Below are 11,887 nucleotides of genomic sequence, written 5' to 3'. Positions count from 1 at the left end.
CACCACAAGAACCGGCAGGTCGCAGGGCGGAGCACGCTAGGTGCGGCGCGTCCGGTTGTACCCGGCCAGTACCAGCACGCCTGCCGCTGTGATGCCGATCATGTTGACGGCCAGTTGCCCGGCCGACGCCAGGGCCACGTCCCAGTCCCCGGTGGTGGTCGCGACGACGGACATCCCGGCCGCCGGGACGGTTGTCACCGAGATGAAGACCCCAATCAGCGCGGCCGATTTCGATGTCACCAGCGACAGCATGCCGGCCGCTCCGGCCAGCAGCGCCACCACGAACGAGAACGGCCCGACCCGGAAGATGAAGTCGACGTTCTGCAGTTGATGGATGCTGCGCAGCGTCACCCAACCGAGCGCCTCGAAGCCGAGGGTCGCCACTGCGGTGATGGCCATCGCCACCGGGAACCCGATGACCAGCGCCAGCGCGGCCCGCCGCGCGAGGTAACCCTTGCGCCGCACGACCGCGACCGCCAGTGCGGCCAGCGGCCCGAATTCCGGCCCCACCACCATGGCTCCGACCACCGTGATGGCCGAGTCGTTGAGCACACCCACCGCCGCCAGCAGACAGGCGATGCAGAGGAAGGCCAGGTACGACAGGCTGAGACTGCTCTGTTCGCGCGTGCGCAGCACCAGTTCGTCCCACACCACCGCGTCTTCACCGTCGCCGTGTATCTCGTCCTCGGCACGGTAGGCCGCGGTGGACAGCACGGTGTCGAGCACTTCCATCGTGATCGCGCCATCCTGGTCGATGCCCAGGGCCCGCAGCCCGCCGATCAGGCCGTCGGCGGCGTCGCGGGCGATGTCGGCGGTGACCACGTCACCTTGCGGATCGATCGCGGCGCCGCGATGCGCGACCACGTTGGCGATCCCGCGGTGATGCCGGTACAGGTCGAGCACCGACTCGGTGAGCTCCGGTGGCGTGATGACGCGTAGATGCAGCACGGCCGAAGGTTACCGACCGCGGTGCCGGGCCAGCTTCATTCCGAGCTCCTCGGGCGGCACCTCGTGTCCCGCCGCGCACCGGATCTCCACAGTGGCGTCGGCGCCGCACCCCAGGTGCGTGAGCCGCAGTCCGGTGTCGCCCAGGTGCTTGCGGCCCCACTCGAACATCGCCCACACCACCGGCATGAAGTCCGTGCCCGCCTGGGTCAGGACGTATTCGTCGCGGCTGCGCTGGCCGGGCTCCCGGTACGGCCGTTTGGTGAGCAGGCCGGCCTCGACCAGCTCGGCCAGCCGGGCCGAGGTGGCCGCCTTGGTGATGCCGACCCGTCGGGCGAAGTCGTCGAATCGTGTTGTGCCGTAGTAGGCCTCGCGCAGGAGCAGCATCGCTGATTTGGTGCCGACCAAAGACATGGTCTTCTCGATGGCGCACTGGCCGACGGCCGACCATGTGTCGCGATCGGCGAGGACACCCTGGAGCGCTGTCATGCGAATCACTCTACCGCTGGGTTGTTCTTGCCATACCCAGGTGTTAGATCTGAGTATAGGAAGCAGTACTCAGCGTGGAGTTCCAGGAGGATTCTGATGTCCGGATACACAGACCGCGACGCCGTCATCGTGGCGGCGGTACGCACACCGGTCGGCAAGGGCAAAGCGAGCGGCGCGTTGCACGACGTTCTTCCCGCCGATCTGCTGGCCCACGGCCTGCGGTCGGTGGTCGACCGCACGGGCGTCGATCCCGCACTGGTCGACGACGTCATCAGCGGTGCGGTCACGCAAGCCGGCGATCAGGCGGCCAACATCGCCCGCAACGCCGTGCTGGGAGCGGGTTTTCCCGAGAGCGTGCCCGGCACCACCGTCGACCGGCAGTGCGGCAGCTCGCAGCAGGCCATCTCGTTCGCCGCGCAGGGTGTGCTCGCCGGGTCATACGACGCGGTGATCGCCGCGGGCGTCGAGTCGATGTCCCGGGTTCCGATGGGCACGGCCGTGCTGCCCGGCAGCAACCCGTTCGGCGTCGGCATGGCCGAGCGCTATCCCGACGGTCTTGTCCCCCAGGGCATCAGCGCCGAGCTGATCGCCGCGCGATGGAACTTTTCACGTGCCCAACTGGACGAGTTTTCTGCCGCCAGCCACGAGAAGGCAGCACGAGCCGCCAAGGACGGACTGTTCGACAACGAACTCGTGCCGGTGGCCGGCCTGACCGCCGACGAGATCATCCGGCCCGGCACGTCCGTGGAGACGCTGTCCGGACTGAGGCCGGCCTTCTACAGCGACGCCTACGCCGCGCGTTTCCCCCAGATCCGTTGGGAGATCACACCCGGCAACTCGTCACCGCTGTCCGACGGCAGCGCGGCGGTCATGATCACCAGTGGCGCCTTCGCCCGCAGCCACGGCCTCGAGCCGCTGGCCCGCATCCACACCATGACCGCGGTCGGCTCGGATCCGTTGTACATGCTGACCGGCGTCATCCCGGCAACCGAGAAGGTGCTGGCCCGGTCCGGCCTGTCGCTCTCCGACATTGACCTGTTCGAGGTCAACGAGGCGTTCGCGCCGGTCGTGCTGGCATGGGCGGCCGACACGGGAGCCGATCTCGGGAAGACGAACGTCAACGGCGGCGCCATCGCCATCGGCCATCCGCTCGGCGCCAGCGGCGCACGCATCATGAGCACCCTGGTCAACGCGCTCGAGCAGCGCGGCGGATGCTATGGGCTGCAGGTCATGTGCGAGGGCGGCGGCATGGCGAACGCCACCATCATCGAGCGGCTGTAGCGCCTCAGGCGCGCACGAGCTCGAACAACGGGATGACGCGCGACGTCTTCGCCTGGTAGTCGGCGAAGACGGGGGCCACGGCCGTGACCAGCGGATACGTGGCCTCGCGCTCGTCATCGGGCAGTTCGCGGGCGACGACGTCGTAAGCGTCCAGGCCGGCGTCGGTGCCGATCTCGACGTGCGCGGCAGGGTTGGCGCGCAGGTTGTGCACCCAGTCGGGATGGGTATCGGCGCCGGCCTTCGAGCCGACGATGATGATCTTGCCGTCGACCGGCAGGTACGCCAACGGCGACATCCGCGGTTGCCCCGACTTGGCACCGGTGGTGTGCAACAGCAGCAGGTTGCCGCCCTCGAACTGTCCACCCACCTGTCCGCCGTTCGCGCGGAACTCGTCGACGATGGCGGCGTTGAAGGCGTGGAAGGACGCGGCGTCCGTGAATTCGGTCATGACTGACGCAACCGCGTAAACCGGCCCAAATGTTCCCGTCCCGGCGCGATACTTGCGTGGTATTGACGGAGGTGCAAATGACGTCACACTGCCACCCCACAGACGTCGACGCCGTCGTGGTCGGAGCCGGGTTCGCCGGCCTGTACCTGATATACAAACTGCGCGAGCACGGCTTCTCGGTGCGCGTCTTCGAGGCCGACGACGACATCGGCGGTACCTGGTACTGGAATCGGTATCCGGGCGCGCGGGTCGACATCCCGAGCCTGGACTACATGTTCAGCTTCGACCCCGACTGGCACCGGGACTGGCAGTGGTCGGAGAAGTACGCCACCCAGCCGGAGATCCTGCGCTATCTGGGCCATGTCGCCGACAAGTTCGACCTACGACGCGACATCACGCTCGGTACCCGCGTCACCAGCGCGCACTGGACCGACGGAACCTGGCGCGTGCGCACCGACCACGGCGACGACGTCACGTGTCATCACCTGGTGATGGCCACCGGTTGCCTGTCGATACCCAAGGAACCCGATATCGCGGGCATCGAGACCTTCACGGGCGAAACGCTCTACACCAATCGCTGGCCCCACGAAGCCGTCGACTTCACCGGCAAGCGGGTCGGGGTGATCGGCACGGGATCGTCGGGCATCCAATCGATTCCATTGATCGCCGCGCAGGCCGCACAACTGACCGTCTTCCAGCGCACGCCGTGCTTCTCCATCCCGGCGCACAACGGGCCGGTGTCGCAGGAGAAACAGGAGGCACTGGCCGACGAGCCGGCCTACCGCGCCGCGGCGCGGGCGTCGTTCGGCGGGGTACCGCAGGAGCGCACGCTGATCCCGACGTTCGCGGTCCCCGAGGCCTACCGCCAGCAGCGGTACGAACGCGCCTGGCAGATCGGCGAACTACTGGAAACGCTCAACATGTTCTCGGACCTGATGAGCAACCCGGCCGCCAACGAGTCATTCGCCGACTTCGTCCGCGACAAGATCCGCGCGGCCGTTCATGATCCGCGGACTGCAGAACTGTTGTGCCCCAATGACTATCCGGTCGGCGCGAAACGCCTGTGCCTCGACACCGACTACTACGCCACGTTCAACCAGCCCCATGTGCGACTGGTCGACCTGCGCACCCAGCCCCTGGTCCGCGTCACCGAAACCGGCGTCGAGACCGTGGGTGAATCCTTCGACTTCGACGCGCTGGTGTTCGCCACGGGCTTCGACGCCATCACCGGCGCGGTGACGGCCATCGACATCGTCGGGCGCGACGGACTCGCGCTGAAAGACAAATGGGCACAAGGGCCGTCAACCTACCTCGGCCTCACCACCACCGGGTTCCCGAACCTGTTCCTGATCACCGGACCGGGCAGTCCATCGGTGCTGTCCAACATGGCGGTGTCCATCGAGCAGCACGTCGAATTCGTCGCCGACACCATGGCGTATCTGCGTGCGCACGGTTTCGACACCATCGAACCGACGCCGACGGCCGAAGCCGGCTGGATGCAGCATGTCGCCGACGCGGGCGCCATCACGATGTTCCCGCAAGCGAATTCGTGGTACGTCGGCGCCAACATCCCCGGCAAACCGCGGATCTTCATGCCGTACGCCGCGGGCGTCGACTTCTATGGCGCCGCCTGCGCCGACGTCGTCGGCCAGGACTACCTCGGTTTTCAACTGACCGGCCCACACGGTTCGCACTGCCACGACGGTGTGGTCCGGCGGCTGCAACCCGACGTCCAGATGGTGCTGGACATGATGGCGGCGATGAATCTGCCTCCACTGGAATCACTTCCGGTCGAGACGGCGCGCGCCGCCATGGTCGAGGCGAATGCCGCCCGCCCGCCGGGCCCGGACGTCGGCGAGGTCATCGACGGCCGCTTCCCCGGCGCCGCAGGCGAACTCGACTACCGCCTGTACCGTCCGGCGACGCCGCGGCCACACCCAGTGCTCGTCTACTTCCACGGCGGCGGCTGGGTACTGGGTGACGCGTCGTCCGACGATCCGCTGTGCCGCGACCTGTGCGTGCGGGCCGACGCCCTGGTCCTCTCGATGAACTACCGGCACGCCCCGGAACATCCGTTCCCCGCGGCCGTCGAGGACGGCATCGCCGCCCTGCAGTGGGCCGCCGGCAACGCCGGCGCGCTCGGTGGACTTCCGGACCGGCTGGCGGTCGCCGGATGGAGCGCGGGCGGCAACATCGCCGCCGGCGTATGCCAGTGGGCCCGCGATCACGGCGGCCCGCACCTCAGTGGGCAACTTCTGCTGGCGCCCGTAACCGACGCGCAGCCGTACCCGTCCTACGAGGAGAATGCCCAAGGCTACGGGCTCACCACACCACTCATGCAGTGGTTCGGTGCGCACTACGGCGGCCCTACCGATGATCCGCGCCGGGCCCCGCTGCGCGGCGACCTCGCCGGCCTGCCACCGACGATGGTGGTGACCTGCGAGTTCGACCCGCTCCGAGACGAAGGCAACGCCTACGCCGCCGCGCTGACCGGAGCGGGCGTGCCGACCGAGCACGTGCAAGCCCGCGGCCACACGCACCTGTCGACGACGATGGTCGACATGGTCGTGTCGGGAGAACCCGTCCGCGACCAGATGGCTGCGGCGCTGCGGAGGTTCTTGGCTACTTAGCCTCTGCCTCTGCCCTGGGTTCCGATTTGGCCTCGGGCTTGAAGTCGATGCCCGACTCCTTGCGCTGCTGCGCGGTGATCGGCGCCGGAGCGTCGGTCAGCGGGTCCACGCCGCCGCCGGACTTCGGGAACGCGATGACCTCGCGGATCGAATCCATCCCGGCCAGCAGCGCCACGATGCGGTCCCAGCCGAAGGCCAGACCGCCGTGCGGCGGTGCGCCAAAGGCAAAGGCGTCCAACAGGAATCCGAATTTCTCCTGCGCCTCATCGTGGTCGATACCCATCATCGCGAACACCCGTTCCTGGAGGTCGCGCCGGTGGATGCGGATCGAGCCGCCGCCGATTTCGTTGCCGTTACAGACGATGTCGTAAGCGTCAGACAGTGCGGCGCCGGGATCGGTGTCGAAGGTCGCCTCCGACTCGGGGGTGGGCGCGGTGAAGGCATGGTGCATGGCTGTCCAGGCACCCGAGCCGACGGTGACGTCGCCGGATGCCGTGGCCGCATCGGCCGACTCGAACATCGGCCAGTCCACCACCCAGGTGAACGCCCAGGCGTCGGGATCGATCAGGTCGAGCCGCTTGGCGACCTCGATGCGCGTCGCGCCGAGCAACGCACGGGCGCCCTTGGCCGGACCGGCCGCGAAGAAGATGCAGTCCCCCACCTTCGCGCCGACGTGCTCGGCCAGACCGGCCCGCTCGGCGTCGGTGAGGTTCTTGGCCACCGGGCCGCCCAGCTCGCCGTCCTCGCCCACGAGCACGTAGGCCAGGCCCTTGTGGCCGCGCTGCTTGGCGAATTCCTGCCAGCCGTCCAGCGTGCGGCGCGGCTGCGACGCGCCCCCCGGCATGACGACCGCACCCACGTACGGCGCCTGGAACACCCGGAACGGCGTGTCCTTGAAGTACTCGGTGCACTCGACGAGCTCGACAGCGAAGCGCAGGTCCGGCTTGTCCGAACCGAAGCGGCGCATGGCCTCCTCGTAACTGATGCGCGGCAGCGGCAGCGGCACATCGACACCGATCAGCTGCCACAGCGCGGCCAGTACCTCTTCGGCGACGCCCATCACGTCGTCGGCATTGACGAAGCTCATCTCGAGGTCCAGCTGAGTGAACTCGGGCTGGCGGTCGGCGCGGAAATCCTCGTCGCGGTAGCAGCGCGCGATCTGGTAGTAGCGCTCCATGCCCGCCACCATGAGCAGCTGCTTGAACAGCTGCGGGCTCTGCGGCAGCGCGTAGAACGAGCCCGGCTGCAGGCGGGCGGGCACCAGGAAGTCGCGGGCACCCTCGGGAGTCGACCGGGTCATGGTCGGTGTCTCGACCTCGATGAAGTCGTGCTTGTCGAGCACCGCGCGGGCCGCTGCGTTGACCTTGGCGCGCAAGCGAATCGCGTTGCCCGGCGCTTCCCGGCGCAGGTCCAGGTAGCGGTACTTCAGGCGGGCTTCCTCGCCGGGGGTCTCGTCGAGCTGGAACGGCAGGGGGGCGCTCTCGGACAAGACTGTGAGCGCCACCGCGTTCACCTCGATGTCACCGGTCGCGATGTCCTTGTTGGCGTTGCCCTCCGGCCGGACCTCGACGACGCCGGTCACCTGGACGCAGAACTCGGCGCGCAGCCGATGTGCCTGCTCCAGCACTTGACCTTCTTCCAAGGCGTCACGGAACACCACCTGGGAGACCCCGGAGGCATCGCGCAGGTCGATGAAGATGACGCCGCCGTGGTCGCGCCGGCGCGCCACCCATCCGGCGAGGGTCACCGTCTGGCCGGCGTCGGTGGACCGCAACGAACCGGCGGCGTGGCTGCGCAACACGAAATCTCCTCAAGAAGTCTGGATTCGATCGCTCAGTCTAAAGGGGTGCCTCGACCGGTATTTTGGCGACAGTGAGCTTTGCCCTCGTAGGACCAGGCGCCATCGGATCAACCATCGCCGCGCTGTTGTACGCGGCGGGTCGCGAGGTGGTGCTGTGCGGGCGGACCGCACGGCAGCAGATCGAGGTCCGGGTCGACGGCGCCGAGCCGATCGTCGTACCGGGCCCGGTACACACCGATCCCCAAACCGTCACCGGCCCGGTCGACGTCGTACTGCTGGCGGTCAAGGACACCCAGTACGCCGACGCCGCCTCCTGGCTGGCCCGTCTGTGCGGCCCGCACACCATCGTCTGCGCACTGCAGAACGGTGTCGAGCAGGCCGACCGCCTGCGGCCCTATTGCCCCGAATCTGTGGTCGTACCTGCGGCGATCTGGATCGCCGCCGAGACCCAGCCGGACGGCTGGGTGCAGGTGCGCACCACGCCGCGGCTGGTCCTGCCCGACGGACCCGCAGCCACCCGCCTGGCGGCGGCACTCGACGGCATCGGGATCGACGTCGAATTGGACGCGGACTTCGTCAGCGCAGCGTGGCGCAAGCTGCTCGTCAATGCCGTGGTGGGTTTCATGGTGTTGTCCGGGCGCCGTTCGGGGATGTTCCGGCGCGACGACGTCGCCGCGCTGGCCCGTCGATACCTGGCCGAATGCCTTGCCGTCGCGCGAGCCGAGGGCGCGACCCTTCCCGATAGCGTGATCGACGAGATCGCCGATATGCTGGCGCAGGCGCCCACCGACATGGCGACCTCGATGTTGATCGACCGCCAAGCAGGCCGTCCGCTGGAATGGGACATCCGCAACGGCGTGATTCAGCGCAAGGGCGCCGTGCACGGCATCGCCACCCCCATCAGCGACATCCTGGTGCCGCTGCTGGCCGCCGCGAGTGACGGCCCGGGTTAACGCAGCAGCCGGCGCACCTCGGCATCGCTGACCTGGCCGAAATCGTGGTACGACTCCCCCACGGCCGCGAAGGGCGTCGGCATGTCGGCGCAGACGATCTCGTCGACCATTCCGGTGAGCGCCCGACACGCCGACTCGGCAGCCACGGGTACCGCGACCACCAGCGTCCGCGGGCCGTTCGCGCGCACCACCTCGGCCGCCACCCGCATGCTGGCTCCGGTGGCCATGCCGTCGTCGACCAGGATCACCGTTCGCCCGATCACTTCCGGTGGTGGTCGGCCACGGCGGTAGTCGGCTTCGCGCCGGCGTAATTCGCGGCCCTCGGCCTCTGCGACCTCGGTCAGCGTCTGCTGCGAAATATGCAGTGGCCCAACTACATCCTGATTGACGACGATGTGACCACCCGCGCCGATCGCGCCCATGGCGTACTCCTCGTGACCGGGCACGCCCAGCTTGCGAATGATCAGCGCGTCCAGCGGCGCGCCGAGCGCTTCGGCGATTTCCCGCGCCACGGGGACGCCACCGCGGGCCAGACCGAGCACGACGACATCGCGTCTGCCGCGGTACGCCGTCAGCAGACCGGCCAGCACGCGCCCGGCCTCCGCGCGGTTACGAAAGACGCGCCTCGATACCTGGTTTCGCGTAGACATCGGGTCTACCCCGCTCCCGTCGGTCCACTTCCCGATCTTAGCCGCCAGGCCGAGGCCTAAAGGCCATTCACAGCGCGCCTGTTCAGTGGTAATCCGTTATTGACATCGCAGGTAAAAACGTCGGGAGGTAGAAGTGAAGATTGCCGCAGCAGCCGTTGCGAGTGTTGCCGTCATCGGCATCGCCAGTACACCGATCGCATCAGCCAACTATCCGCTCGTCGGCAAGCTCGGAACCACGCTGACGATGACCGACACCGTCGGTCAAGTTCAGCTGAGCTGGAGGGTCAGCGACCTCAAGCCGAGCTCCGATGTCATGCCGGGCTATCCGGTCGCCGGAAAGCTGTGGGAAGCCACGGCCACCGTCCGCGCGCTCAGTGGCCCCGTGACCCCCGGCATCTCACAGTTCAACGCCGTCGCGCCGAACCAGGCCAGCTACCGCGTGCTGTGGATGGTCGCCAGCCCGGTCAACATCAGTGGCGGGACCATTCCGCAGGGCGGGCAATCGACCGGAAAGATTCACTTCGACGTCACCGGCCCCGCTCCCACGACGGTGACGATGAACAACGGTATGGAAGACCTGATGGTCTGGACCCCGTGAGTTAGTAGACACCCTGTTCTAGGGTGTCTACTCATGAAGACCTACCAGTGCGAACGCGTCGGCGTGGATTTCATCGACAGCGCACCGTTCCGCTTCGTCAGCAAAGTCGATCTGGCGATCAAGCCGGAGCAGCTGTTCGAGGTCTTCTCGGATGAGACATCCTGGCCGCACTGGGCCACGCTGATCACCAACGTGGAGTGGACCAGCCCGAAGCCGTACGGCGTGGGCACCACCCGCACGGTGACGATGCGCGGTCACATCGTCGGCGACGAGGAGTTCATCGGCTGGGAACCGTTCTCCTACATGGCTTTCCGATTCAACACCAGCACCTCGAACATGCTCTCGGCCTTCGCTGAGGGCTATACCGTCGAGGAGACCGCAGATGGTTGCCACCTGACGTGGGTGATGGCCATGAAGCCGAACGGTCTCGCCGGCGAGCTGGGCATGCGAGCCGGCCGGCCCGTGATGGCGTGGCTGTTCCAGCGGTTCCTGCACAACCTGCGCCGCTACTGTGACGAGCGCTACGGGGACGAGCGCTACGGCGCGTAGAGCCCTTCCCAGACCGCACGTCGCACCCGGTCGGGGTCGTCAATGGTCTCGTCGCGCATCGAGCCGATGACCCGGGTGGCGCGACGCTCGATGTCGTATGCCGGCCAATCCGCCATGCCATCTGACCGGGTCGCGAAATCCAGCCAGGTGCGTTGCATGCGCCGGCCCACCGACGGCTGAACCTGACGCCCGAGCGGGTGCAGCATCCGGCCCAGGTACGAGCCGTAGCTGTGCTGGATGTGCACGATCTCGCTGCCGTGCGTCGCGCCCAGTCCCAGCACTTTCAGCGTCCAGGTGGTGTGGTCGAACCGGTAGACGTGTGTCGGCGCATGCCGACTGTAGGCGTCCGCGAAGGCCCACGTCGGCGCGCCGAACATGACATCGGAGCCGATCGCGATCAGCGCCCGGCGGCGCGGGTAGCTCGGATATGCCTGCAGCACAGCATCTTTGGAGTCCGGAGCCATGCGCGCGAAATAGTCGTCGACCATCGGCACCGTAGTGGGCAGCATCGGCGGCCTGCCCCAGGCGAACATCGACGCCTCGCGGCTGTTGGTGCCGACGATCAACGGCACCTTCGCCACCGCCCCAGCCTGGGCGGCCGACACCGGATGCGCGGGCAGCAGGTCGACGCCGTAGGTCAGTCCGTAGGCCAACTTCGGGCTGCTGGCGGCGCTCTCCCCCTGCAGCTGGCCGGCGGCGCGGCGTAGTTGGCGCTGCGGCAGCACGGCGATTTCTTCGACGCCGACGCCCAGGCGGCGGACGAACTCATGAGCCTGGCGCGCCCGGGTTTCGCGGTCGGCGATGAGCGGCAATGCCGGGCTCTGCGCGATGGCCCGGCCGAACAATCCGTCGGCAGCTGGACTGGCCAGCAGCGCCAGCACCGACGTAGCGCCGGCGGATTCGCCGAACACGGTGACCTGGTCGGGGTTCCCACCGAATGCCGCGATGTTGTCGCGCACCCATTGCAGTGCCGCGATCTGGTCCCGTAGACATAGATTGTCGTCGAATCCCGGGCCGAGATCGCCGAGTTCGAAACCACCGAACACCCCGAGCCGGTAAGTGACGTTGACGACCACCACCTTGCCGTTGGCCGCCAGCCGCGAGCCGTTGTACAGCTGCAGCTGGCCGGCCCCGAACACGAACGCACCCCCGGGAATCCACACCATCACCGGCAGCGAACCCGTGACATCGGGTGACCACACCGTCACGGTCAGGCAGGCTTCGTCCCGCATCTTGGGGTCGTCGCGCCCGCCACCGACGAACGACTTGCCTTGCGGCGGGATGGGCCCATGGTCGATGGCGTCGCGAATGCCGGTCCAAGGGATCAGCGGCTGCGGAGCGCGGAACCGCAACGGGCCGACGGGCTGCTCGGCGTAGCCGACACCCCGCCAGACGTGCACGCTGCCCTCGGTGGTGCCCCGGAGGGCTCCCGCGACGGTGTGAACGATGGTCGAACGGTCGATGGTTTCGGGCTGGACGGCCACACCGGAAATCCTAGTGTGGAAAGCTGGCATCCTGTCGTATTCGAGGCCCGGACGGAGCG

10 protein-coding genes and 1 pseudogene are annotated in these 11,887 nt (G+C 67.8%); 5 read left to right on the top strand and 6 right to left on the bottom strand.

The window, feature by feature from the left end:
• Positions 1 to 36: 36 nt before the first annotated feature.
• On the bottom strand, positions 37 to 948 hold the full coding sequence (locus AC3WTE_RS18470) for a DUF389 domain-containing protein (protein WP_492439736.1): 912 nt from the start codon (positions 946 to 948) through the stop codon (positions 37 to 39).
• A gap of 9 nt (positions 949 to 957) precedes the next feature.
• Positions 958 to 1,434 (bottom strand): winged helix-turn-helix transcriptional regulator, encoded by a 477-nt coding sequence (locus AC3WTE_RS18465; protein ID WP_492439734.1) that lies wholly within the window; start codon positions 1,432 to 1,434, stop codon positions 958 to 960.
• A gap of 96 nt (positions 1,435 to 1,530) precedes the next feature.
• Here AC3WTE_RS18465 and AC3WTE_RS18460 point away from each other — a divergent pair, with 96 nt between their 5' ends.
• Positions 1,531 to 2,715 (top strand): thiolase family protein, encoded by a 1,185-nt coding sequence (locus AC3WTE_RS18460; protein ID WP_492439732.1) that lies wholly within the window; start codon positions 1,531 to 1,533, stop codon positions 2,713 to 2,715.
• A 4-nt stretch (positions 2,716 to 2,719) separates the two neighbouring features.
• Here the strand turns inward: AC3WTE_RS18460 and AC3WTE_RS18455 are convergent, their stop codons facing one another.
• Positions 2,720 to 3,163, bottom strand: coding sequence for a nitroreductase family deazaflavin-dependent oxidoreductase (locus AC3WTE_RS18455; RefSeq protein ID WP_492439730.1), 444 nt, complete (start codon positions 3,161 to 3,163; stop codon positions 2,720 to 2,722).
• A gap of 77 nt (positions 3,164 to 3,240) precedes the next feature.
• Here AC3WTE_RS18455 and AC3WTE_RS18450 point away from each other — a divergent pair, with 77 nt between their 5' ends.
• Positions 3,241 to 5,793: a flavin-containing monooxygenase gene (locus AC3WTE_RS18450; RefSeq protein WP_492439728.1), complete on the top strand. Its 2,553-nt coding sequence runs from the start codon at positions 3,241 to 3,243 to the stop codon at positions 5,791 to 5,793.
• Here the strand turns inward: AC3WTE_RS18450 and aspS are convergent.
• Positions 5,786 to 7,594, bottom strand: a complete 1,809-nt coding sequence (gene aspS / locus AC3WTE_RS18445; RefSeq protein WP_492439726.1) for an aspartate--tRNA ligase — start codon at positions 7,592 to 7,594, stop codon at positions 5,786 to 5,788. The two genes, AC3WTE_RS18450 and aspS, sit on opposite strands and share 8 nt — an antisense overlap.
• 71 nt (positions 7,595 to 7,665) lie before the next feature.
• On the opposite strand from aspS, the gene AC3WTE_RS18440 reads away from it, so the two are divergent.
• On the top strand, positions 7,666 to 8,547 hold the full coding sequence (locus AC3WTE_RS18440; RefSeq protein WP_492439724.1) for an oxidoreductase: 882 nt from the start codon (positions 7,666 to 7,668) through the stop codon (positions 8,545 to 8,547).
• Between the two features lie 2 nt (positions 8,548 to 8,549).
• On the opposite strand, the pseudogene AC3WTE_RS18435 reads toward AC3WTE_RS18440, so the two are convergent.
• Positions 8,550 to 9,197 (bottom strand): annotated as a pseudogene (locus AC3WTE_RS18435) (phosphoribosyltransferase); the annotation flags it as partial.
• Positions 9,198 to 9,336: 139 nt separating this feature from the next.
• Between AC3WTE_RS18435 and AC3WTE_RS18430 the strand changes: the two are divergent.
• Positions 9,337 to 9,795 (top strand): MPT63 family protein, encoded by a 459-nt coding sequence (locus tag AC3WTE_RS18430; RefSeq protein WP_492439896.1) that lies wholly within the window; start codon positions 9,337 to 9,339, stop codon positions 9,793 to 9,795.
• A 33-nt stretch (positions 9,796 to 9,828) separates the two neighbouring features.
• Positions 9,829 to 10,344 carry an SRPBCC family protein gene (locus AC3WTE_RS18425; protein WP_492439722.1) on the top strand — a complete coding sequence of 172 codons (516 nt, stop codon included), beginning with the start codon at positions 9,829 to 9,831 and terminating at the stop codon, positions 10,342 to 10,344.
• Here the strand turns inward: AC3WTE_RS18425 and AC3WTE_RS18420 are convergent.
• Positions 10,332 to 11,858 carry a carboxylesterase/lipase family protein gene (locus tag AC3WTE_RS18420; RefSeq protein WP_492439720.1) on the bottom strand — a complete coding sequence of 509 codons (1,527 nt, stop codon included), beginning with the start codon at positions 11,856 to 11,858 and terminating at the stop codon, positions 10,332 to 10,334. The two genes, AC3WTE_RS18425 and AC3WTE_RS18420, sit on opposite strands and share 13 nt — an antisense overlap.
• Positions 11,859 to 11,887 lie beyond the last annotated feature (29 nt).

It is taken from the genome of Mycobacterium sp. FW102-FHT13B02 (genome assembly GCF_058790275.1).
Note: the sequence above shows the minus strand (reverse complement) of the source record. Positions and strands in the feature narration are given on the sequence as shown.